The organism is Nostoc sp. C96 (assembly GCF_059384975.1).
In genome coordinates this window covers 2,331,160-2,353,933 of sequence record NZ_CM182020.1, presented here as the reverse complement: position 1 = coordinate 2,353,933, position 22,774 = coordinate 2,331,160, and the positions used below count along the sequence as shown (strand labels likewise).

General features: G+C 41.1%; 21 protein-coding genes and 1 tRNA gene. 20 read left to right on the top strand and 2 right to left on the bottom strand.

The window, feature by feature from the left end; genetic code table 11:
- Positions 1-90 precede the first annotated feature (90 nt).
- From AC504W_RS10250 to AC504W_RS10240, 3 genes are all read left to right on the top strand, one after another.
- Positions 91-3,261: an efflux RND transporter permease subunit gene (locus tag AC504W_RS10250; protein ID WP_494877639.1), complete on the top strand. Its 3,171-nt coding sequence runs from the start codon at positions 91-93 to the stop codon at positions 3,259-3,261.
- 51 nt (positions 3,262-3,312) lie between these two features.
- Positions 3,313-3,384: transfer RNA gene (locus AC504W_RS10245), tRNA-Gly, on the top strand.
- Between the two features lie 81 nt (positions 3,385-3,465).
- Complete coding sequence (locus AC504W_RS10240; protein WP_494877638.1) at positions 3,466-4,788, top strand: ABC transporter substrate-binding protein; 1,323 nt, start codon at positions 3,466-3,468, stop codon at positions 4,786-4,788.
- A 24-nt stretch (positions 4,789-4,812) separates the two neighbouring features.
- Here AC504W_RS10240 and AC504W_RS10235 read toward each other — a convergent pair whose 3' ends face one another.
- Positions 4,813-5,913, bottom strand: a complete 1,101-nt coding sequence (locus AC504W_RS10235) for a response regulator (RefSeq protein WP_103124735.1) — start codon at positions 5,911-5,913, stop codon at positions 4,813-4,815.
- A gap of 1,205 nt (positions 5,914-7,118) precedes the next feature.
- On the opposite strand from AC504W_RS10235, the gene AC504W_RS10230 reads away from it, so the two are divergent.
- The 17 genes from AC504W_RS10230 (at position 7,119) to AC504W_RS10150 (ending at position 21,755) form a co-directional block, all read left to right on the top strand.
- A complete protein-coding gene (locus AC504W_RS10230) occupies positions 7,119-8,057 on the top strand; it encodes an RluA family pseudouridine synthase (RefSeq protein WP_494877637.1) in 939 nt (312 codons plus the stop codon).
- A gap of 782 nt (positions 8,058-8,839) precedes the next feature.
- A complete protein-coding gene (locus tag AC504W_RS10225) occupies positions 8,840-9,358 on the top strand; it encodes a globin family protein (RefSeq protein ID WP_096575549.1) in 519 nt (172 codons plus the stop codon).
- A 73-nt stretch (positions 9,359-9,431) separates the two neighbouring features.
- Positions 9,432-9,920: a phycocyanin alpha subunit gene (locus tag AC504W_RS10220; protein ID WP_096575551.1), complete on the top strand. Its 489-nt coding sequence runs from the start codon at positions 9,432-9,434 to the stop codon at positions 9,918-9,920.
- 136 nt (positions 9,921-10,056) lie between these two features.
- A complete protein-coding gene (locus AC504W_RS10215) occupies positions 10,057-10,893 on the top strand; it encodes a phycobilisome rod-core linker polypeptide (protein ID WP_494877636.1) in 837 nt (278 codons plus the stop codon).
- 120 nt (positions 10,894-11,013) lie between these two features.
- On the top strand, positions 11,014-11,784 hold the full coding sequence (locus AC504W_RS10210; protein ID WP_494877635.1) for a HEAT repeat domain-containing protein: 771 nt from the start codon (positions 11,014-11,016) through the stop codon (positions 11,782-11,784).
- Between the two features lie 141 nt (positions 11,785-11,925).
- On the top strand, positions 11,926-12,534 hold the full coding sequence (locus AC504W_RS10205; protein ID WP_494877634.1) for a HEAT repeat domain-containing protein: 609 nt from the start codon (positions 11,926-11,928) through the stop codon (positions 12,532-12,534).
- Positions 12,535-13,103: 569 nt separating this feature from the next.
- Complete coding sequence (cpcB, locus tag AC504W_RS10200) at positions 13,104-13,625, top strand: C-phycocyanin subunit beta (protein WP_015113944.1); 522 nt, start codon at positions 13,104-13,106, stop codon at positions 13,623-13,625.
- 77 nt (positions 13,626-13,702) lie between these two features.
- The gene (gene cpcA, locus AC504W_RS10195) at positions 13,703-14,194 is read left to right on the top strand and encodes a C-phycocyanin subunit alpha (RefSeq protein ID WP_015113943.1); all 492 of its coding nucleotides are present in this window, start codon (positions 13,703-13,705) and stop codon (positions 14,192-14,194) included.
- Between the two features lie 156 nt (positions 14,195-14,350).
- Positions 14,351-15,211: a phycobilisome linker polypeptide gene (locus AC504W_RS10190; RefSeq protein ID WP_096575559.1), complete on the top strand. Its 861-nt coding sequence runs from the start codon at positions 14,351-14,353 to the stop codon at positions 15,209-15,211.
- A gap of 50 nt (positions 15,212-15,261) precedes the next feature.
- Positions 15,262-15,504 (top strand): rod-capping linker protein CpcD, encoded by a 243-nt coding sequence (cpcD, locus tag AC504W_RS10185; protein WP_015113941.1) that lies wholly within the window; start codon positions 15,262-15,264, stop codon positions 15,502-15,504.
- Positions 15,505-15,514: 10 nt separating this feature from the next.
- Positions 15,515-16,345: a C-phycocyanin alpha-cysteine-84 phycocyanobilin lyase subunit CpcE gene (gene cpcE / locus AC504W_RS10180; protein ID WP_494877633.1), complete on the top strand. Its 831-nt coding sequence runs from the start codon at positions 15,515-15,517 to the stop codon at positions 16,343-16,345.
- A gap of 72 nt (positions 16,346-16,417) precedes the next feature.
- Positions 16,418-17,017 carry a C-phycocyanin alpha-cysteine-84 phycocyanobilin lyase subunit CpcF gene (cpcF, locus tag AC504W_RS10175; RefSeq protein WP_494877632.1) on the top strand — a complete coding sequence of 200 codons (600 nt, stop codon included), beginning with the start codon at positions 16,418-16,420 and terminating at the stop codon, positions 17,015-17,017.
- Positions 17,018-17,057: 40 nt separating this feature from the next.
- The gene (cpcG1, locus tag AC504W_RS10170; protein ID WP_494877631.1) at positions 17,058-17,897 is read left to right on the top strand and encodes a phycobilisome rod-core linker protein CpcG1; all 840 of its coding nucleotides are present in this window, start codon (positions 17,058-17,060) and stop codon (positions 17,895-17,897) included.
- A 151-nt stretch (positions 17,898-18,048) separates the two neighbouring features.
- Positions 18,049-18,792 carry a phycobilisome rod-core linker protein CpcG2 gene (cpcG2, locus tag AC504W_RS10165; protein WP_494877630.1) on the top strand — a complete coding sequence of 248 codons (744 nt, stop codon included), beginning with the start codon at positions 18,049-18,051 and terminating at the stop codon, positions 18,790-18,792.
- Between the two features lie 246 nt (positions 18,793-19,038).
- Positions 19,039-19,752: a phycobilisome rod-core linker protein CpcG3 gene (gene cpcG3, locus AC504W_RS10160; RefSeq protein ID WP_494877629.1), complete on the top strand. Its 714-nt coding sequence runs from the start codon at positions 19,039-19,041 to the stop codon at positions 19,750-19,752.
- Between the two features lie 111 nt (positions 19,753-19,863).
- The gene (cpcG4, locus tag AC504W_RS10155) at positions 19,864-20,631 is read left to right on the top strand and encodes a phycobilisome rod-core linker protein CpcG4 (protein ID WP_096575571.1); all 768 of its coding nucleotides are present in this window, start codon (positions 19,864-19,866) and stop codon (positions 20,629-20,631) included.
- Positions 20,632-21,293: 662 nt separating this feature from the next.
- Positions 21,294-21,755, top strand: coding sequence for an orange carotenoid protein N-terminal domain-containing protein (locus tag AC504W_RS10150; RefSeq protein WP_494877628.1), 462 nt, complete (start codon positions 21,294-21,296; stop codon positions 21,753-21,755).
- 154 nt (positions 21,756-21,909) lie between these two features.
- Here AC504W_RS10150 and AC504W_RS10145 read toward each other — a convergent pair whose 3' ends face one another.
- Positions 21,910-22,716, bottom strand: a complete 807-nt coding sequence (locus AC504W_RS10145) for a carbonic anhydrase (RefSeq protein WP_494877627.1) — start codon at positions 22,714-22,716, stop codon at positions 21,910-21,912.
- Between the last annotated feature and the right edge of the window lie 58 nt (positions 22,717-22,774).

Sequence of the window (22,774 nt, the reverse complement as noted above, 5' to 3'; positions counted from 1 at the left end):
GCAGAAGGCAAGAGGCAGGAGGATGAAATTTCATAGTTCATACTTCATAGTTCACACTTCATAGTTCATACTTCACACTTTATACTTCAGATGTCTTTTAATATCTCGGCTTGGTCAATTAAAAAACCAGTTCCCACTATAGTTTTATTTTTAATTTTGACAGTTGTTGGTTGGTTATCTTTCATATCTTTGGGAATTGACACCAACCCCAACATTGATGTGCCAGCGGTTTCTGTGACTGTTACCCAACCGGGTGCAGGGCCAGCAGAACTGGAATCGCAAGTGACGAAAAAAATTGAAGATGCTGTCGCTGGGTTGGGCAACATCGATAATATGATTTCTACGGTGAGTGATGGCAAATCTGCAACCACGATAAATTTTATTTTAGGCACAAATAGCGATCGCGCCACCAATGATGTCAGAAATGCGATCGCTCAAATCCGCCAAAATCTTCCCCAAGATGTTAACGACCCGATTGTCCAACGCTTAGAATTCGCTGGTGGGCCAATTATTTTTTATGCCGTCAAATCAGATCAACGTTCTGTCGAAGAACTCAGCAACATTGTCGACCAAACTATTAGCCGCGCTTTATTAGCGGTTAAAGGTGTGGCACAAGTTAAACGTATCGGTGGCGTTGACCGCGAAATCCGCATTAACCTCGACCCTGGACGCTTACAATCTTTAGGCATCACCGCTACCCAGGTCAACGACCAAATTCGGGCTTTAAATATCAATTTACCCGGTGGACGCGCCGAAGTTGGCGGTAGTGAACAAACAATTCGTACCCTTGGTAGTGCAGCTAGTGTGAATTTGCTGCAAACTTATGAAATTCTCCTGCCTAATGGGGGTTCCGTACCTTTATCTAGTTTGGGGAGTGTAGAAGATAAATATGCAGATGTGCGACAAACTGCCCGTTTAGATAATCAACCTGTGGTAGCTTTTCAAGTATTGCGAAGTACTGGCAGTGTGGTTGTGAGTGTAGAACAAGGGGTGAAAGCCGCAATTGCCGAACTACAAAAAACTTTGCCCCCAGATGTCAAGGTAGATTTAATTTTTACCAGAGCCGATATTATTCGCCAGTCTTATCAAAGCACCATTGATGAGTTGATTCAAGCCTCGGTGTTGGCAGTAATTGTGATTTTAATCTTTTTGCGAGACTGGCGAGCTACTTTAATTACTGCCGTTGCCCTACCTTTATCGATGATTCCGACTTTTGCAGTGCAGCAAGCGTTGGGATATACCCTCAATAATATGACTTTGTTGGCTTTGGCTTTGGCTGTAGGCAATTTAGTCGATGATGCCGTGGTGGAAATTGAAAATATGGAACGGCATATAGCGATGGGGAAATCGCCTTGGGAAGCAGCTTTTGACTCTTCTGACGAAGTGGGATTAGCTGTGATGGCAAGTTCGGCAACGATTATTGCAGTGTTTCTGCCTGTGGCGTTTATGGGTGGTGTTCCTGGGCAGTTTTTCCAACCCTTTGGTCTGACTGTTGCCGTGTCGACAATTTTTTCCACAATGGTAGCGCGGATGATTACGCCGATGATGGGGGCGTATCTATTAAAAGAGAAGGCGCATTCCCAACCTAGTGCCACCCACGCCAAAAACAGATTAAGTCAAATCTTTTATCGTCAAACCACAAATCAAGCAACAAAAAATCAGTTTCAGCCTTATAAATCTTTATTACAAACGGCATTACGCCATAGATTAACTACAATTGCGATCGCTATTGCATTTTTCATCGCTAGTCTGATGTTGGTTCCCTTGATTCCCAAGGGTTTTGTCGATGATAGTGATGTAGGGATTTCTAACGTGACGATTGAAGTTCCCCCTGGTTCTACTTTGGCTGATGTGAATAAAGTAGTTACCCAAACAACGGACATTATTAAACAAAATCCAATTGTAGAAAAGGTTTTAGCCACAGAAGAAATCAATTCAGCTACCTTGTCAATTCAGCTAAAACCCAAGGAAGAACGCCATATTTCGCAAAAACAGTTTGAAGAACAAATCCGCCCATTATTTCAAGAAATACCAGGGGCGAGAATTAGCTTTCAAAGTCAAGGGCCGGGAGATAGTCGCAAAGGTTTATCGATTGTATTGCGGAGTGAAAATCCCCAAGCGTTAAATCAAGCTGCGGATGACTTAGAAAAACAAATGCGTAACTTACCTGGATTAGTGGAAGTCTCTTCTACTGCCAGTTTAGTTAAACCAGAAATTTTAGTTATACCTAATCCTCAACGCGCCGCCGATTTGGGCGTAACAGTACAAGCGATCGCCAGAACTGCTTCTTTAGCTACTATTGGTGATAATGATGCTAACTTGGCTAAGTTTAACTTGAGCGATCGGCAAATCCCTATCCGTGTGCAAATCGACCCCACAGCCCGCGCAGACATCAATACGATTAAAAATCTCCAAATCCCTAGCCAAAACGGTAGTTTAATTCCTCTCGTCGCTGTGGCAGATATCCGCTTTGGTAGTGGCCCCGCCACCATCAACCGCTACGACCGCGCCCGCCAAGTGGCGGTAGAAGCCAACTTACAAGGTATTTCTTTAGGAGAAGCCGTCAAAGCAGTTAGTCAATTACCGGCGATGCAAAACCTCCCACCAGGAGTTGTGCAGCAACCTTCTGGTAGTGCCAAAATTATGCAGGAAATTTTTGGTCGTTTCGGCGGTGCATTAGCCCTCGCTGTGATGTGCATCTATGCAATTCTGGTGCTGCTATATAACAACTTTCTACATCCTTTATCAATTATGGCAGCCTTGCCGTTTTGCTTAGGTGGTGCATTAGTCGCCTTGATGGTTGCCCAAAAACCTTTGGGAATTTACGCCTTGATTGGTATCGTTTTACTTTTAGGAATTGTTACCAAAAACTCGATTCTGTTAGTAGATTACACAATCATCAATATGCAGGAAGGCAAGAAGCAACGCCAAGCCTTGATAGAAGCTGGAGTTTCGCGCTTGCGTCCCATTATGATGACTTCCTTAGCCACAATTGCTGGGACGCTTCCGTTAGCGTTGGGTATTGGTGCAGGTTCAGAAGTGCGCCAACCAATGGGAATTGCTATTATGGGCGGTTTTACAACTTCTACGTTGCTGACGTTGGTAGTAGTGCCAGTAATATTTAGCTATATTGACAACTTCCAGACTTGGTTTTTAAACACACTGCGTTACGGTTTTGGCAAAAAACCACCTGTGGAAGAAAGAGAAGTTAGGGGTGTGCGATCGCCAAACAACACATCTGTCTCGGAAATCCAAAACTAATCAATATGGTATAATATCTGTTAGCTCTAACTTAGCTAACAGTAACTATTTGCGGGTGTAATTCAGTGGTAGAATGTCACCTTCCCAAGGTGAACGTCGTGGGTTCGAGTCCCATCGCCCGCTTTGTCAAATAACTAATTATTTGTGGTCATTAATTAACAAGTTTTGGCTACTTCATAATCGTTTACGAACAGCCTCATAGGTATGAAATTTACTATCTTTCCATTTGCTGTGGTTAAAATTATTCACCAGTTTCTTCGTTCTATCTGGCGAGTTCCTCTTTTGATCGTGATCTTAAGCGTCAGCCTCATCTTTTTATCGAGTTGTCAAGCAAAAGAATCACAAAATAACCAAGTTACGCACATAACACTATGGCAGGGAATCAATCCACCAGTAAATCGAGATGTATTTCAAAAGTTAGTAGATAAATTTAATCAGACTCATGTTGATGTCCAAGTAGAATCTATTTATGCTGGTCAACTGGATCAACAATTACCAAAAATTCTTACAGCAGTTGTTGCTCAAGTACCTCCAGATATTCTCTCCTTTTATCCGCAAGTTACTGGTCAGTTTGTTGAACTTGGAGCAATTGTGCCTTTAGAAGAATGGCTAGATAAATTGCCTCTAAAGTCAGAAATTAGCCCTAACCTTTTAGAAGAATTAACATTAGATGGTCATTTGTGGTCAATACCACTCTACACAAGTAATATAGGTATTTTTTTCCGTCCCACCCTATTTCAAGCTGCGGGTATTACCAACACACCTAAAACTTGGCAAGAATTGCGAGAAGTTGCCAAAAAATTAACTGTAGACCGCAATGGTGACAACCAACCAGAACAATATGGTATGTTGCTGCCTATGGGTAAGGGAGAATGGACTGTGTTTAGTTGGTTTCCCTTTTTATTTAGTGGTGGCGGTGAAGTTATCAATAATGGGTTGCCTAATTTAAATAATCCTGGAGCAATTCATGCTCTACAGTTTTGGCAAGACTTATTAAAAGATGGTTCAGCGATTCTTTCTCCTCCAGAACGAGGTTATGAAGAAGATGCTTTTCTTCAGGGACGTGTAGCTATGCAAATTACTGGGCCTTGGACTTATATCACCAAATCTAAGACAGATTATCAAGTCTTTCCCATACCTAGTGATGTTGATCAAGCAACTGTCACAGGTACAGGTAATTTTTATTTGATGAAGACTACACCAGAGAAAAAGAAAGCTGCATTGCAATTTTTAGAATATGTTTTAAGTGAAGAATTTCAAACAGAATGGGCAATTGGTACAGGTTTTTTGCCAGTTAATCTTAAAACTGCTCAAAGCAAAGCTTATCAACAATATATTAACCAAAGACCTTGGATGAAAGTTTTTTTAGAGCAAATGGTTGTGGCACGCGCTCGACCTACTTTAGCTGGATATAATCGTCTATCGGAAAGTCTTGGTCGAGCAATTGAGGCTTCATTGATGGGTGAATCTCCCCAAGCAGCACTCAAAAAAGCTCAAGAACGTTTAGATTTAATTTGGGGAAAATAAAATAATGGGGGACACGCGCTGGAATTACATAATATGTTGAAATATAATTTTCATCAAATCCCCTTGGGTAAAAGGTTTGGTTAAATAGCCGGAAGCTCTGACTATTTTAGCTTTTGCTCTATCGATGAGGCTAACTTTTTCAGTCACCATAATGATGGGTGTATTTTTAAAATATGCGTGCTTGCGTAACAAACTGCATAACTCATAACCATCTAAATCAGGCATATCTACGTTTAATAAAATAATGTCTGGTTTAGTGCGGAGAATTTCCATTAAAGCTTTTAAAGAATCTGTAACTCCCAGTACAGAAAATATTTGCTCATCTAAAGAATTTTTAATTACATTTAATAAAGCAGGGCTATTATCAATACAAAATATAGTGTAGATTTTTTTCTCTGTTGATGGAGAAGAATTAGTTTGATAATTATGATGGCCAGGGTTAGCAGGCTGTGATGGATAGCGGTTAATTTTAGGTAATTGTGGTTCCGGTTTGGGTTGAGCTTTTGGCTTGGTGTGCAAAAATGACGAATGCAACTCTTGGTAATTTACCCCAGCCGAGCTACTTTCTGTATATGGCGAACTATCTTGATAAACTCCATCTCTTCCTCGCTTTTGACATCGTTCGACTAATAAACGGAGATTGAGATGGCAGAATTTAGGCATATCATCCAAAAAGCTTTCGGGGATGAATTCATAACTCCCCTCTTCTAAGTTCAAGAATGAGTCTAGAACTTCTAAGGCTAATTGTTCTATCAGTAAGGCTGCTTCTGTTGGACTAATATATTTTTGATTAACTAACCAGCAAATTGCTAAATAATCTGGGTTGGGAATGGTTTGACTACCAGCGCCTGTTTCAAATATGGCTCTAAGTTGAGCGTCAATACCACAAGGTAAAGTCGAAATTTGCTCACTCAAACGCTGCAAATTCCGGTAAAGTGGCTCGAACATTTTTTCGGAGTAGCACGCATAAATTAACTTACCTTCGTCTATATATATTGACCAAGCACCTGATGTGCTAAACACTTGTAAACAACCAGTCACAGATTTACTGGTGATTTTTTTCAACAGAGATAACGGCTGGATTTTTTGAAAGAATCTATATCTACTAATAGGGAGGGTTTTCATCGGAATAGTTTTAAATATAAGTACATATTGGCAAGTCAAATTGGTGAATTCCTTAGTCGGCATTCACAGTAAAATATTTTAGAGATGCTATTCCGCTAAATATAGCGGCCACATTTTAGTTAGTACAGAGATTCTTTACCCCTAACTCTAAAGTAGTCAATCTCTGATAAGATATTGCCACCCTAACTACACCTAACTAAGAAATACCAAACTAAGCTATTGCTCAATAGCAAAATAACTGAATTGGTTGTCTGTAAACAGTATCCAAACGTCAATTTTGCTTTCTTCGCTGGCAATAATTTGGCTAGTTTAACAGTACAGCATATTTTGCATTTAGAAGTATTGGCTCCAACCCATCAGTAGCAAAATTGTCATTGCTTTACGTATAAATTAACTGAAAAGATAGCTTTTTAATGGGAAATGACTTAATTTAGGTATATACTTACTCAGTCAAAGTTTTACACCCAACAGTATGAACCAATACTCCGTAGTAAAAAGCACCTCAGTGAAAAGTTGAAAATTTACTCTAGACAACACTTGCAGCAGATAATTGTGGCATCAGCACTAAAAACAAATTTTGCTTTTATATGTCGATCAATATTGACTCAGCACTAGATCTGAGTTCCATAAACCAAAGCTTGTGGAAAAACTCAAAAAGTGTAGTTAATACAAGCACAGTATCTAAATTTAGCTTAATGCTTGATGGTAGTTTAATCTAATTTTCTACTCCCAGATTAAAATATATTAGCTTTATGATAAACAAACTATGAAGATATGAATGTAATTCTTATTTAAAGATTTCAACTGTCTAAAATTAAGCAGAGTATCCGGAGAGATAAAAGAAGTACAGTAATTAATCATGTTACGCAGGCTGGAGATAATTTAAAACATTTTAAATGTGGCAATCTATCTGAGTGAAGAAATATGCAAAGTAAAATCTCCCAATTTAACAGCACAAAGTTATAAATTTTGACTATTGAACTATTAAGTTAAAATTAACTATGCCACTTGTGTAAATTGGACTTACGCTTATGGTGACTCAGCTACCTTCTTCTACCAAACATGACATCATCTACCCGGAAACTGTATGAAGTATGAAGTGTGAAATATGTAGACGCGTAGCGGCTTGCCGCAGGCTAGTCTGAGGTTTGAGCTTACCAAGTCATCATCCTTCAGTATCCCTACTCTCTACACCCTTATTCTCGATGCAGACAGAATTTAATTTACAAGTTTCAGAAAATAGTGAACGTTTAGACCGTTATCTTGCGGAAGAGTTACCAGATATTTCTCGTTCTCGCATTCAGCAGTTCATCGAACAGGGTAATGTGCAAGTTAACGATAAAGTCTGCACATCTAAGAAGGTGAATGTGAAAGCAGGCGATCGCATCACACTACAAATACCAGAAGCGCAACCCCTAGAGCTACAAGCAGAACAGATTCCCCTAGATATTCTTTACGAAGATGACCAGTTACTGATCCTTAACAAACCTGCGGGTTTAGTTGTCCATCCCGCACCGGGACATCCTGATGGCACACTAGTAAATGCTTTGTTGGCGCACTGTCCTAACCTTCCTGGTATTGGCGGAGTTCAGCGTCCGGGAATTGTGCATCGATTAGATAAAGATACAACAGGTGCGATCGCTATTGTCAAAACTGACATTGCTTATCAACATTTGCAAGCGCAACTCCAAGCAAAAACCGCACGACGAGAATATTTAGGCGTAGTTTATGGTGCGCCTAAAACGGAAAGTGGTAAGATAGATTTCCCCATTGGTCGCCATCCCCAAGACCGTAAGAAAATGGCCGTTGTACCTGTAGAAGAAGGTGGCCGCGCAGCAGTTACGCACTGGCAAGTATTAGAGCGCTTGGGTAACTACACATTAATTCACTTTCAATTAGAAACAGGACGCACTCATCAAATTCGGGTTCATAGCGCCAAAATCGGACATCCCATTGTTGGTGATCCTGTTTATGGTTCTGGTCGTTCTGTAGGCGTAAATCTTCCCGGACAAGCATTACATGCTTGGCGACTAAAATTGCAGCACCCCATTTCTGAAGATTGGATTGAGGTGACAGCAACACTTCCGGCGACTTTGACAACTTTATTAGAAGTTCTCCGCCGCAGAGCCGCAATCTCTTCTTAAAAAAGAATATAAAGAATTGTCCGACTTTCTTTCAATTAGCTTTACAAAAGCTTACACAGAAGTTTTTTACCAAAATGGCAGTAAGTGGTGAGAATACGGCATGAAACCCTTGTAAACCAAAAGTTATAAGGAAATTAAGAATATATGTGGGATGAAAAATCTAAATTATTTTTATTAGCTAAATAAAAATAAAACATTGTGACATAAGTAACAAAATTTCTCTAACAAATTTTAAACAAACTACTCACACTACACAGAAGTCAAAAAGCAAAAGTTAAAAGTTAAAAAGCTTTAATGTTCAACTTTTAGTTTGTATTCAACAGTAGCTTGATTCCTGCTGTGTTATATACTTCCGCACGCCATACTGTCAGAGAGTCTTGATATATAAGTTGTATTTGTTACTCAGATCAAAAAAAATGAGAGACTATATGAAGTAAGATGTCTAAAAATGTTTAATTGTAAAGCAAATATTTCGTCAGTATTAGCAAAAGCTTTGTAGGGCAACACTTTAGCTAAAAAGCTGTATGGAGTAACACTATTTTACAAAACTTAAGAATAAACGAACTCAACCAATATATAAAATACGAACAAGGTTTTAAAAGCAATTAAAAACCCAGCAAAATTAGCTGTTTTTTAAAATATTTGATTGCCGCCAAATATTGTTATTTCAAATCACTAAGTTGAAATAGCTATTGTGTGATGCAATAAATTTTTTTCAATTGATTAATTGCTATAAAACGCATTGATAATCTGCAATGAATGACCTTTAGGAGGAATAGAAAATGCTTGACGCTTTTTCCAAAGTAGTTGAACAAGCCGATAGAAAAGGTTCATATCTAAGCGGTGATGAAATCAACGCATTATCAGCAATGGTTGCTGATAGTAATAAGCGGTTAGATATAGTGAACAGACTTAATGGTAACGCTTCATCAATTGTGGCTAATGCCTATCGTGCTTTAGTTGCTGAACGTCCCCAAATTTTTAATGCTGGTGGTGCTTGTTTCCATAATCGCAATCAAGCTGCTTGTATCCGTGACTTAGGATTTGTTCTACGTTATGTCACCTATTCTGTATTAGCAGGTGACGCTAGTGTCATGGACGATCGCTGCTTGAATGGTTTGCGTGAAACCTATCAAGCTCTGGGTACTCCTGGTGATGCTGTAGCTTCAGGAATTCAGAAAATGAAAGATGCTGCTATTGCAATTGCTAATGATCCCAATGGTATTACCAGAGGTGATTGTAATCAACTGATTGCTGAAGTAGCCAACTATTTTGATCGCGCTGCAAGTGCTGTTGTTTAATAAATTTGTTGGTTCAAACTTTCTCAAACTGGTTGTTAATCATTAGTCAAAAATCGAGGAGATTAGGAGAATTATGAAAACGCCTTTAACTGAAGCGATCGCAGCTGCTGATCTGCGTGGTTCTTATCTCAGCAATACTGAAATGCAAGCAGTATTTGGTCGTTTCAACCGCGCTCGTGCTGGTTTAGAAGCTGCTAAAGCATTTACAAATAATGGCAAAAAATGGTCAGAAGCAGCAGCAAATCATGTTTATCAAAAATTCCCCTACACCACTCAAATGAGTGGCCCTCAATATGCTTCTACACCCGAAGGGAAATCTAAGTGTGTACGCGATATTGACCACTATCTCCGCACCATCAGCTATTGCTGTGTTGTTGGCGGTACTGGCCCTTTAGATGAATATGTAGTTGCTGGCTTAAGCGAACTCAACAGCGCTCTGGGTTTATCTCCTAGTTGGTATATAGCTGCTCTCGAATTCGTCCGCGATAATCATGGTTTAAATGGTGATGTCGCCGGTGAAGCAAACATTTATCTCAACTATGCAATTAACGCCTTAAGCTAATACAAAACTTCTGGGTCTTTGGAAATAGATAATTGCCCAATAAGTAGAAAAAATTTCTACTTTCATGCGGTAATTTTCTACTACCAAAGACCCAATTTTATGGCAAACAGAGATTTAAAAAGGAGTGATTGTCAAAATGAGTGCTTCAGTTGCAGAACGGCTAGGCATTAGAGACGAAATCGGTATTAAAGTAGAGCTACGCCAAAATTGGAGTGAAGACGAATTACAAAAAGTATTTCGGGCTGCTTATCAACAAATTTTTGGTCGTCAAGGATTATATGCCAGCCAAAAATTTACTAGTGCCGAAGCTTTATTGCGTAATGGCAAAATTAGTGTAAAACAATTTGTCGAGACTTTAGCAAAATCTGAATTTTACAAAGAATGCTTTTTTTATCAAAACTCCCAAGTGCGGTTTATTGAATTAAACTATAAGCACTTATTGGGACGTGCGCCCTATGATCAATCAGAGATTGCTTACCATGTAGATTTATATGCTGGTCGTGGATACGATGCAGATATTGAATCTTACATTTATAGCTCAGAATATGACAATGCTTTTGGGAATTCTGTTGTTCCTTATCATCGAGGATTTCAATCAATTCCTGGAATGAAAACCGTAGGTTTTAATCGGATCTTAGAACTTTATCGCGGTTGTGGTAATAGTGATAATGCTCAGATGGGGCGAAGAAATTCTCGCTTGCGGACTAAAGTTTCATTGAATTTGGCTAATGGAATTTTGCCACCAACTTCCGCAGGTACGGGTTTTGTTTCAGAAGCACCAACTTTAATTAGTTCGGCTGCCAAAGGAGATAGCCGGATGTTTGTTGTTGAAGCGATCGCTGGTAAAGTCGGTTCTCAAGCCGCAGTCCGCCGCAGCCGTCAGACTTACACCGTACCTTATGAACGTCTCTCAGCTATATATCAAGAAATTCACAAGCGTGGCGGTAAAATAGTCAGCATTTCGCAAGTGTAAAAAGTGCTGAATAATTTCAGCGGGTAATCTTTGAAACTGGGTGTGGGGGTGTAGGGGTGTAGGGTGTAAAAAATCTCTCTATACTCTTACACCCTTAATCCCTTACACCTTTATTTCATCATGACCACTAACACAGCCGAACCAATTCTTTCGCCAGAAACAGCGATCGCCGCATTATCTAGTGATGATAATCAAATTCGCTATTATGCCGCTTGGTGGTTGGGTAAACATCAAATACAAGCAGGCTGTATGGCGTTATGTGATGCTTTATTTGATGAACGCTATCGTATTCCAGGGGGGGGTTATCCGTTACGCCGTCAAGCTGCACGCGCTTTAGGACAATTGAAAAATCCCCAAGCTGTAACAGCGTTAGTAACAGCGTTAGAGTGTGACGAAGATTTGCGTTTCACGGAAGCGGCGATCGCTGCTTTAGCTGCTATTGGTGACAAAAGAGCCATAAATCCTTTGCTCAATCTTTTGCAAAGCACTCAAGAACAACCCTATGAGGCTTTAATTGAAGCATTAGCAACGCTCCAAGTTTGGTCAGCACAGCCGCAAATTGAAGCATTTTTGAAACATCCTTCTGAACGAGTGCAATGTGCTGCGGCTCGATATATGTATCTGTTGACTCAACAACCTCAATACATCGAACGTATTGTTAAAAACCTCAACCATGACAATATGTATTTACGTTGGGCTGCGGTTTTTGACTTAGGTGCAGTTGGACATCAACAAGCTATACAAGCAATCTTGACGGCGCAGGTTCCTAATAGTTTGAAGCTGTTGAACTTAAAGCGCATTTTAGAAACACTTTTGGAAAGTCATAATTATGAAGAAAAAACAGCTTTGTTAATTTTTCAAGCGATAGATGATTTACTAATTCAACTTTAAAATTTAAAAATCAATTTTTAAGATTGGTATTTACAAGTCAAAAATAAAAAGTTAAAAGGCAAAATACTTTTATAGCTTTTTTTCCTTTTGCCTTTTACTTTTTTACTTCTATCACCAGTCCTTTTTGTCATGCAGTTTTTTATGAATGAGCAATTAATTTCACAAATAAATCATACCGGAACACCAGAAACTGTGATTTCAGCAATTACAGCAATCACAGTTAGTGACACACCAGAGTTAGAGACTATCAATGCCTTAATTGCCGTTTTGAGTCATCATCATCCAACTGTGAGGGCTGTTGCTGTAGAGGCGTTAGTCAAGCTAGGAAGTTCGACAGTAAAACCGTTAATTACTGCTTACAAAGCTTCTTGTGATCAAGGTTTGCAAGCTCATATTATTCAGGCTTTAGCTCAAATTGGTTCTCCAGACGCATTGGATGTATTAGCGGAAGTTTTAGGTACAACTGTCGCTAATCATTGCCAAGGGAATGTGCGCCGGATTGCTGCACGAGGATTAGGAAACATTGCGATTAATTCTCACGATGTAGAAGTAGTTCTTAAGGTGCAAGACAAACTAACTTGGGCTTTGCTTACCCCTGAAGATTGGGGATTGCGTTATGCGGCTGCGGTGTCTTTACAAGCTATAGCCACCCCCGAAGCTCAGGCGGCTTTACAAAATGCGATCGCGGGAGAAGCCGATCAGGTAGTGCGATCGCGCATCGCCCTAGCTTTGTCGCCATTGATTAATTAACTCTTAACCTTGGACTTTCAACCAATCACTCACAAAAATGTTGCGAAATATTTATTTTATGTTTCTTTACAATAACCATCCGGATGCGAAAAGTGGTGTAGAACGGCAATATGTTGCTTGGTAAGGGTTGTAAGAAAATTAAGAAAATATTAAACCCGCCATATTTACGGAAAAATTTGGCAACCATGAAGTTATGTAACGAAAAATTTTCACTTTTCTCAGTTACAGCCCTTGTATGTAAAGGATTTGAGGGGGTTCTTATGACTGCAACTTATTTATTCATAATTTGTAACAAATAAAGGATCTATAGCGTTGTATAAACATAAGCTGGAGGGGTAAATAACAGACAGAACATAAACAAGGCAGTCAATTCGTAAAGTTTGCTCGTTTCTCATAAAACCGAACCTGATTCTCATAATTTTTTTCATGAAGCAACAGGCAAATTTGAGGGGCAGCAAAAATACAAAGGGATACTTGGTCTGTTATGTTCCATCCCGACCAAAATTGATAAAACATTACCAGTTTTAATCGAGACATCTCTCAACTAAGGAATTAGGAGATTAGAGTCCATGACATTAGATGTATTCACCAAGGTAACTTCTCAAGCTGATGCTAGAGGCGAGTTCTTAAGCAACGAACAATTAGATGCTCTATCTAACGTTGTTAAAGAAGGCAGCAAGCGCTTAGATGTTGTTAACCGCATTACAAGCAACGCTTCTGCTATCGTTACCAACGCTGCTCGTGCTTTGTTTGAAGAGCAACCCCAATTGATCGCTCCTGGTGGTAACGCTTACACCAACCGTCGTATGGCTGCTTGCTTGCGCGACATGGAAATCATTTTGCGCTATGTAACCTACGCTATTTTAGCTGGTGATGCAAGTGTCCTGGATGATCGCTGCTTAAACGGCTTGCGTGAAACCTACAACGCTCTAGGTACACCTGGTTCTTCTGTAGCTGTTGGCGTTCAGAAGATGAAAGATGCAGCTGTTGCGATCGCTAACGATCCCAACGGTATCACCAAAGGTGATTGCAGTGCATTGATCTCCGAAGTAGCAAGCTACTTTGATCGTGCTGCTGCTGCTGTTGGTTAATAGCAGTCAAAAGTCTCATACGCAAGTATCAGGCAACCAGGTAAAAAGACTAAAAAATACCAAGGAGATTTGAAAAGATGGTTAAAACACCAATTACCGAAGCTATCGCAGCTGCTGACACCCAAGGACGTTTCTTAGGCAACACCGAATTGCAAGCTGTTAACGGTCGTTATGTACGTGCTGCTGCCAGCTTAGAAGCTGCTCGTGGTTTGACCTCCAACGCTCAACGCTTGATCGATGGAGCAACCCAAGCTGTTTACCAAAAATTCCCCTACACCACCCAAACACCCGGCCCTAACTTTGCTGCTGACAGCCGTGGTAAATCTAAGTGCGCTCGTGACGTTGGTCACTACCTACGGATCATTACCTATAGCTTAGTTGCTGGTGGTACTGGCCCATTGGATGAGTACTTAATTGCTGGTTTGGCTGAAATCAACAGCTCCTTTGATTTGTCTCCTAGCTGGTACGTAGAAGCTCTGAAGCACATCAAAGCTAATCATGGTTTGTCTGGTCAAGCTGCTAACGAAGCTAACACCTACATCGACTACGCTATCAACGCTCTCAGCTAGATAGTTTTCTGCCCGGGGAGGGATGCAAGTGCTGGATGGAATCACCTAGCAGTTGGATCTAGCCCCGGGCATAGTTTTTATGTGGGCATAAATAAAAGGCTTTATTTCAGCAAGCAGTCGGCTCGAAGCAGTCGAACATCAATAGGGGGATAGAAAATGGCAATTACAACAGCAGCATCTAGGCTAGGGACAGAGCCATACAGCGAAGCACGTAGAGTTGAACTGCGCCCCAACGCCAGCAAAGAAGAAGTCGAAGCCGTGATTCGTGCCGTGTATCGGCAAGTTTTGGGTAATGATTACATCATGGCATCAGAACGCCTCGTAAGCGCAGAATCACTCCTGCGGGATGGAAACCTGACAGTGCGGGAGTTTGTGCGTAGCGTTGCCAAATCAGAACTCTACAAAACCAAGTTTTTCTATAACAGCTTCCAAACTCGTTTGATCGAACTCAACTACAAACATTTGTTGGGTCGCGCTCCTTACGATGAGTCAGAAGTTGTTTATCACCTCGACTTGTACCAAAACAAAGGTTACGACGCTGAAGTTGACTCTTACATTGATTCGGTAGAGTATCAAAACAACTTTGGCGACAGCATCGTACCTTACTATCGTGGTTTTGAAACTCAACCTGGGCAAAAAACAGTAGGTTTTAACCGGATATTCCGTTTATACCGAGGCTATGCCAATAGCGATCGCGCCCAAGTAGAAGGGAAAAAATCACGCCTAGCGCGGGAATTAGCCAGCAATCTAGCTTCCTCAATAGTTGGCCCATCCGGCATTAATAACAACTGGAGTTTCCGTGCCACCGCAGATCTAGCTCCCAAGCGGAACTTAGGCAACGCTGTCGGACAAGCAGATCGTGTTTACCGCATTGAAGTTACAGGACTTCGCAATCCCGGCTACCCAAGCGTGAGAAGAAGCAGCACAGCTTTTATCGTACCTTACGAACGGCTTTCTGAAAAAATTCAGCAAATTCATAAGCAAGGTGGCAAAATAGCCAGTGTTACACCAGCTTAGATTGTTTGCTGCAATAGAGAGTTTACAACCAAACAGGAGATATAGAAGTAATGTTCGGTCAAACCACACTGGGTGCTAGTAGCGTTTCTTCATCTGCTAGCCGGGTATTTCGTTACGAAGTTGTAGGCTTGCGGCAAAACTCCGAAACTGACAGAAATAAATACAATATCCGCAATAGCGGTAGTGTATTTATTACAGTGCCATACAGCCGGATGAATGAAGAATACCAAAGAATTACCCGTTTGGGTGGCAAAATCATCAAGATTGAGCCATTAACTGCTGAAGAGGAATAATCCCCTGGTAATGATAGAACCCAGTGGGGAAGAATTTCCCGCCCAGAACACGCCACAGCTCACACCAGAGTTAGCGATCGCTAACCTGCAATCACCAGATTTAAGTCTCCGCTATTATGCAGCTTGGTGGCTGGGCAAGTTCCGGGTTAACAGAGCCGATGCTGTGGATGCCTTGATTGCCGCATTAAACGATGAAGCTGATAGGACAGAACTGGGAGGTTATCCACTACGCCGCAATGCAGCTAGAGCATTAGGTAAGTTAAGCGATGCTAGAGCAGTAAAGAGCTTAATTGAATGCCTAGAATGTGCTGACTTCTATGTGCGTGAAGCCGCCGCCCAATCCTTAGCAATGCTGCGCGATCGCACTTCTGCATCAGCACTGATCAAAATGTTAGATGGTGGTGTTGCCGAGGCCGTGCAAGTAGAGGGACTACCCCACCTAACCCAGCCCTACGAAGCAGTTATCGAAGCCTTGGGAGCCATTCGCGCTACTGAGGCAATTCCACTCATTCAGCCTTTCCTAGAGCATCCAGTACCACGAGTACAATGCGCCGCCGCCAGAGCCATGTACCAACTCACACAAAACCCCATCTACGGAGACAGGTTAGTGCAGATGTTGGCATCTGGCGATCTGAAGTTACGTCGCGTTGTCTTAGGGGATTTGGGTGCAATTGGGTATTTGGCAGCAGCGGAAGCGATCGCTCACGCTCAGGTCGAAAATAGCTTCAAACTTATTGCCCTCAAAGGATTGCTAGAGCATCAACTGACAGACGAGTTAGAGGAACTTGCTGTCTCCGATGACGCAATTCGGGTAATGAATTTGATGGATGCACTTTTATAGTCAAGAGTCAATAGTTCATAGTCAAAAGTAATGACTGTTGACTCTTGACCATTGACCATTGATCATTGACCAATGACTGATGAACTAATTCGTGCCGTCGCCGAAGCCGTCACACCAGCAAAAATGGTGACAGCAGTGCAGAACTTGGCAGCAACAAAAGATATAGCTGCAATTCCTACCCTAATTGCTGTGTTTGGTTATAACAACCCAGTTGCCGCAGGGGTAGCTGCAACTGCCCTCACAGAAATGGGAGAAATCGCAGTACCACAGCTAATATCTCAAATTGATGACTATAACTATGGCGCGCGGGCTTATTCGATTCGCACTTTAGCGGCGATCGCTGACCCTCGTGCTTTAGATTTATTAATCAGTGCTGCTGCTACAGACTTTGCCCCTAGTGTCCGCCGTGCTGCTGCCAAAGGTTTAGGAAACTTGCACTGGTCTATGCTAGATTTTACCGCCAGCCATACAGCGCCCAAAAGAGCCTTAGAAACACTTATATTTATTTCTCAAGACTCTGAATGGTCAATTCGGTATGCTGCTGTTGTTGGTTTACAAGCCTTGGCAAAAAATAGCGATTTACAACAGCCTATTTTTGCCAGACTCAACCAAATGCTGACAACAGATACCGAAAAAGCAGTCCGCGCTCGCGTACAACTAGCCTATCGTTAATAAGCTTGTTTGTCTACCATAAAACAAGGTAAAAGTAAATATGTCAATACCATTACTGGAATATTCACCTAGTTCTCAAAACCAGCGGGTAGAAGGTTACGAAGTACCTAACGAAGACACTCCAATTAGTTATCGCTTATCTGCTGCCACTGACGATAAAGATATTGATGCCATCATTTGGGCAGCATATCGGCAAATTTTCAGCGAACAACTAATTCTCAAAAGCAATCGCCAATCCTTCTTAGAGTCACAACTGCGGAATCGGGCGATTAACGTCCGAGACTTTATTCGTGGCTTGGGTAAATCAGAAGTTTACCGTACCCAAGTAGCAGACATCAACTCCAACTACCGTCTAGTAGACATTACCTTGAAGCGGTTTTTGGGACGGGCTGCATATAATAAAGATGAGGAAATTGCCTGGTCAATTGTCATTGCCACCAAGGGCTTACATGGGTTTATTGACGAATTGCTAGACAGCGACGAATATCAACAAAATTTTGGTGACGACATCGTACCTTACCAACGCCGTCGCTTCAAAGACAGACCCTTCAACTTAGTTAACCCACGCTACAACAATTACTGGCGCGATCGCCAGACCCTCAACTTCCTTGGTGGTCGTTCCTTCTACAGTGCGCGTACCACAGGTTATGCAAGCAAAGAAGAAATTCGGCGCGTCATTCCTAGCAACTTCATGGCAATGGCTGGGAACATAATTACTAACGAACGTAATTATCAACGTGTAACCGCTTCCGTTGTCTCCCAAATCAGAGACATGAAGATTCCCGACAACAGCCGTGAAACTGGTACACCCCAACCAACTGTTAAACCCACAGCCGTTGCCCTACCTTACCGTTATCTTCCTGGCACTAAGACAACCTAAAAGGCAAAAGGTAAAAGTCAAAAGTTAAAAGTCAAAAGGTAGAAAGAGAAATATTAAATTTCAGACTACCCTGCGGGAAAGCCAAACGCAAATAGACTTCACACTTCAGACTTCAGACTTTTTTCATGACCAATGACAAAACCCTAAAACTATGGCAATACCTTTACTCGAATACAAACCCAGTTCTCAAAACCAGCGTGTTTCTGGTTACGAAGTTCCTAACGAAAATACTCCTAGACCCTATCGCATAGAAAACTGCGCTGAGAATAGTGATGTTCAAGAATTAATTTGGGCAGCCTATCGGCAAGTATTTAGCGAACACGAAATCCTGAAGTTCTTTCGCCAAGGCAACTTAGAATCTCAGGTAAAGAATCGCGCCATTACTGTGCGCGACTTTATTAGAGGGTTGGCTAAGTCTGAAGCTTTTCGGACTTTAGTCATTGAGACCAACTCTAACTACCGTTTAGTAGAAATTGCTCTCAAACGGTTTTTAGGTCGTGCGCCTTATAATAAAGATGAAGAGATTGCTTGGTCAATCAAAATAGCAACTGCTGGTTGGGATGGTTTTGTTGACGCTTTAATCGACTCGGAAGAGTATCTCACCAACTTTGGCGAAAATATAGTTCCTTACCAACGCCGCCGCTATAAAGATAGACCTTTCAACCTAGTTACCCCTCGCTACGGTAACTACTGGCGCGACAAGCTAGAAGATGCTCGCTATATAGAAGGCGACATCAAAAACTTCTTGGCTTTGGCTAATTCTATCAATATTAGAACCGTTACCTATACATCGGTTAACCTAGCCAACATCAAAATTCCCGACACCAGCAGAGAAACCGTACCCCAAGGTATTCCGGTGTCCATCAATTCCAGCGCTAATTTCCCCGTGCGGTAAGGGCTTTTTTTCAGTGGTTTGATAAAGGTATAAGAAGGACACAAGGTTTGTAAAAGCCAAGTGACAACCTTCTAAATATTTTTCCGTCTAGTTACTAAATTATTAATTAAAGGTAACTAATACCAATTGGAAAAATCATGGACTTCAGACATAGAAAGCAGTTTCTTAATCTAAAATCTAAAATCCAAAATGGTACAGACGGACTGGGTATAAGATGCCAACCTTATTCTCAAGGCGGTCTTTAGTATGGCATTACCTTTACTCGAATACAAACCCACAACTCAAAATCAAAGAGTTAGTAGCTTTGGTACGGCAGATATTAACGAAGATACACCGTATATCTATCGTATTGAAACAGCCAACTCTCCTAGTGAAGTTGAAAGACTAATTTGGGCAGCTTATCGCCAAGTCTTCAACGAGCAGGAAATTCTCAAATTTAACCGCCAAATAGCCCTAGAAACCCAACTTAAAAATCGGTCAATCACGGTTAAAGACTTTATCCGAGGTTTGACCAAATCAGAGCGATTTTATCAGCTGGTTGTCACACCCAATAATAACTATCGGCTGGTAGAAATGTGTCTGAAACGTTTGTTAGGTCGCGCTCCTTACAATCGGGAAGAAGAAATAGCCTGGTCTATTCACATCGCCACTCGCGGTTGGAATGGATTTGTTGATGCTCTGATTGACAGTGAAGAATACACTCAAGCTTTTGGTGACTACACTGTACCCTATCAGCGCAAACGCATGACCGTAGAACGACCATTCAGCTTTACTCCCCGCTATGGTGCTGACTATCGAGAACGTGCAGGTATTGTTAACACCGAGCGTGATTATTCTTGGTCTTATATATCTGGCAAGAAACTTGATGGGACTGCACTATTGGCCGTATTACTGGTAATGTCCGCAGGAATAACTCTCTTGCTGGTACTAAATTGGTTAGGAATTAATACTGGCTTCTAACCTAATGCGGGACAATAGATAAAGCATGAGTGAGGATTTGAGTTATCAAACCTCCTCATTTATCACCAGCTAAATCTCTGTGTAATCTTTTAATAAGAGGAAAAAAGCAGCATGGCTCTGCCATTACTTGAATACAAACCCAGCAGTCAAAACCACCGTGTTAAAAGCTTTGGTGTTGCTGACCAAAATGAAAATACACCTTATATCTATCGTATAGAAGATGTCAGTTCTTACACTGATATCCAAAGCATCATTTGGGCAGCTTATCGCCAAGTTTTCAGCGAACATGAAATTCTCAAGTTCAACCGCCAAGTAACTTTAGAATCTCAACTCAAAACTGGCGCAATCTCTGTGCGTGACTTTATCCGTGGTTTAGCCAAGTCTGAGGCTTTCTATCGTTTGGTTGTTTCTGTCAACAATAACTATCGTTTAGTTGACATTGCTCTTAAACGCTTATTGGGTCGTTCTTCTTATAACAAAGAAGAAGAAATCGCTTGGTCAATTGTGATTGGTACCAAAGGTTTTAGTGGCTTTGTTGATGCGTTATTAGACAGCGAAGAATACACCCAAAGTTTTGGCGAAAACACCGTACCTTACCAACGCAAACGCTTGGTAGATCGTCCACACAACTTGGTTACACCCCGCTACGGCGAAGATTTCCAAGAAAAAGCAGGTACAGTTCAAACCGACTGGCGCTTTACTTTGGAGAAATTCTACAGCCGCAAGTCTCAAGAAAAACGGCTTGCAGAAGGCGACCCACGCAAATTTGCAGATTTGGCAGCCGCTATCAATCCAAGTGGTAACTATGGGCAAAGACTCTCGTCTTTTGATATCGATTACCTAGCCGCAGTGCCTTACCGTGGTGGTAACAGACGCTAAGATTGAAAATCTAGTTGTCTAAAATTTTATACTGGGTCTAGTTTTTGCGTTGATGTAATAACCAACAGCTGATGTGTAGTTGGATGTTGCATTGAGTGGAAGCTAGACCCAGTAGTTTTTGTGGTTATTTTGAATGCTAAAAATTTCGGATAGTGAGTAGCGCAATGCAATAGAAAATTCTACTGCTCATACTACAGTAGGAGGCAGAAGGAAAAGTCTTACTATTCCTGGCATTCAAGCTTTCAAGTTGTCCTAACATATCTGACTACCGCTATATAAGCTGTTAAGCATTTAATTTGCACATTGAGGCCGCAGGGGAGCAGGGAGCAGGGAGCAGGGGAGAGGGTTTGCAGCTTTTATTACCATGAACATGGTGCAACTTAAATGACGATTAGCTTATTTTCATGATTCATAATTATATTTACATTCAAAAATAATTAGACCTGTGGTATGAGCGATCGCACTCTTCTATTTGAGTGTAATCCGTTATTGATTAGCTGCTCGTGTATGATTTACATCTGTCAAAAGCGGCAAAACTCATTTATGTCTCCAGTAGGGTTAAATCAAAACGCTTGATTTATAGGATTTTGAGAGTGAGCGACAGCTAACTATCCTGAGTAATTTTCATTACTGAGTTGAATTCAAGCGATCAGAGATATTTTATGACTTACGCAACCGACGAAAGCACCAGACAAGCTGTAGAACAATTTCGCCAGTTTGATGTTGATACGCAATTAGCTTTATTGTGGTTTGGCTATCTCGATATCAAAGATGAATTGCTTCCGTCAGGAAACGACAATGCTGAAGTAAATACAGCTAATGCTGTTTATGATCAAATCCTAGCTTTGCCAAAAGAACAGCAATTGCAAGCGCAACGTGATATCGCCGGCTGTGCAAACAGTGATATTAGTCGTGCTTACACTGCTTTACATTCTAGTGGCAAACTGGAATTGTGGTTACGCCTAGCACAGGGTATGGAAAGTGATCAGATTATTACTGTACCTTCTGACTATGAATTACCACAAGAAACAAATGATTTTGTCGAAGGCGTGGAAAACTTGGATTTGGAACAGCGCATTGATTTTATGCGGAGTGTTGTCTTAGAAATGGGTGCGAAGCAATAAGCTGCTACCTTAGCAATGCACCCAGAAGAATAGTCAAGTTTTCCTGAGCGATCGCCAAAGCTATTGCGGCAAATCCTGTTATAGTAATTGCGATCGCCAAAAAATATCTGAGCGAACCGCTGTAACTTGGGAAAAAGCAGAACCTACGCCTCGACTAAGTTTTCCCAGTATTGGTGCTTTCAAAAACTACACGCTGGTTTAAGGCTTGAATTGGACGAGCATTATCAGGAAATAGCTGAGTAAATTTAGCTATCTGTTCCCTAGATACCTCAATGGGAGTTTCCATGATGTACCATTTCACGTTTTCTGAGCAAGGTGGAGTGGTGAGAGAACCAGAATAGGTGAGAAATCTGCGTTCTGCTGGTAAAAGTACAGAAGCGTTGATGATGCTATCTTTGAGTCGGTTTTCTTCTCCTGGTGTTTGGGGTATGGCATCCCAAATTGTTTGCAGATTGGGGTTAAAATCTCCAGCTTTTAAGAATACACCAACTACGGCTAAATCGCCTGCTTGACTGCGGTGAACAAAATGCAGTTCCATATCATATTCTTCGCCGTTAATGTGGTGTTCGCTGGGGTGGTGAAAATGGAACTGAAGCAGATGATAAATTTGGCGATCGCTCTCAATAAAACTTCCTGGTTGATAGTTAACTTGAATCGTTTTGCCATTATTAATTAAATTTAAAGGCGTTGGCTGATATTTAACTACCAATAAATCTTGATTATTTTTATCTAAACTTTTGACACTACTGACTTGTAAATCAATTGGTGTTTGTCTTTTACCTGTATAACAAAGTTCAAAATCTGGCGAAAGTTTACTCCAATATTCTGGCCCTTGTTTGCCGATATATCCCCAATTTGTTGTAGCTGCGGCTGGGGAAGTTACACAATTAGAAACAGATGTTCCTAACGCAGTCATACCTAATAATTTTAGTAGTCGCCTTCTGTTGAAAATCTTACTCATACTAATTTTGGATTTGTGATTAACAGCGTTGATTAGAAGGTTAATTTATAAAGTACAA

Coding starts and splice junctions, on each gene's coding strand:
- AC504W_RS10250 (WP_494877639.1), top strand. CDS start 91: ATGTCTTTTAATATCTCGGCTTGGTCAATTAAAAAACCAGTTCCCACT.
- AC504W_RS10240 (WP_494877638.1), top strand. CDS start 3,466: ATGAAATTTACTATCTTTCCATTTGCTGTGGTTAAAATTATTCACCAG.
- AC504W_RS10235 (WP_103124735.1), bottom strand. CDS start 5,913: ATGAAAACCCTCCCTATTAGTAGATATAGATTCTTTCAAAAAATCCAG.
- AC504W_RS10230 (WP_494877637.1), top strand. CDS start 7,119: ATGCAGACAGAATTTAATTTACAAGTTTCAGAAAATAGTGAACGTTTA.
- AC504W_RS10225 (WP_096575549.1), top strand. CDS start 8,840: ATGCTTGACGCTTTTTCCAAAGTAGTTGAACAAGCCGATAGAAAAGGT.
- AC504W_RS10220 (WP_096575551.1), top strand. CDS start 9,432: ATGAAAACGCCTTTAACTGAAGCGATCGCAGCTGCTGATCTGCGTGGT.
- AC504W_RS10215 (WP_494877636.1), top strand. CDS start 10,057: ATGAGTGCTTCAGTTGCAGAACGGCTAGGCATTAGAGACGAAATCGGT.
- AC504W_RS10210 (WP_494877635.1), top strand. CDS start 11,014: ATGACCACTAACACAGCCGAACCAATTCTTTCGCCAGAAACAGCGATC.
- AC504W_RS10205 (WP_494877634.1), top strand. CDS start 11,926: ATGAATGAGCAATTAATTTCACAAATAAATCATACCGGAACACCAGAA.
- cpcB (WP_015113944.1), top strand. CDS start 13,104: ATGACATTAGATGTATTCACCAAGGTAACTTCTCAAGCTGATGCTAGA.
- cpcA (WP_015113943.1), top strand. CDS start 13,703: ATGGTTAAAACACCAATTACCGAAGCTATCGCAGCTGCTGACACCCAA.
- AC504W_RS10190 (WP_096575559.1), top strand. CDS start 14,351: ATGGCAATTACAACAGCAGCATCTAGGCTAGGGACAGAGCCATACAGC.
- cpcD (WP_015113941.1), top strand. CDS start 15,262: ATGTTCGGTCAAACCACACTGGGTGCTAGTAGCGTTTCTTCATCTGCT.
- cpcE (WP_494877633.1), top strand. CDS start 15,515: ATGATAGAACCCAGTGGGGAAGAATTTCCCGCCCAGAACACGCCACAG.
- cpcF (WP_494877632.1), top strand. CDS start 16,418: ATGACTGATGAACTAATTCGTGCCGTCGCCGAAGCCGTCACACCAGCA.
- cpcG1 (WP_494877631.1), top strand. CDS start 17,058: ATGTCAATACCATTACTGGAATATTCACCTAGTTCTCAAAACCAGCGG.
- cpcG2 (WP_494877630.1), top strand. CDS start 18,049: ATGGCAATACCTTTACTCGAATACAAACCCAGTTCTCAAAACCAGCGT.
- cpcG3 (WP_494877629.1), top strand. CDS start 19,039: ATGGCATTACCTTTACTCGAATACAAACCCACAACTCAAAATCAAAGA.
- cpcG4 (WP_096575571.1), top strand. CDS start 19,864: ATGGCTCTGCCATTACTTGAATACAAACCCAGCAGTCAAAACCACCGT.
- AC504W_RS10150 (WP_494877628.1), top strand. CDS start 21,294: ATGACTTACGCAACCGACGAAAGCACCAGACAAGCTGTAGAACAATTT.
- AC504W_RS10145 (WP_494877627.1), bottom strand. CDS start 22,716: ATGAGTAAGATTTTCAACAGAAGGCGACTACTAAAATTATTAGGTATG.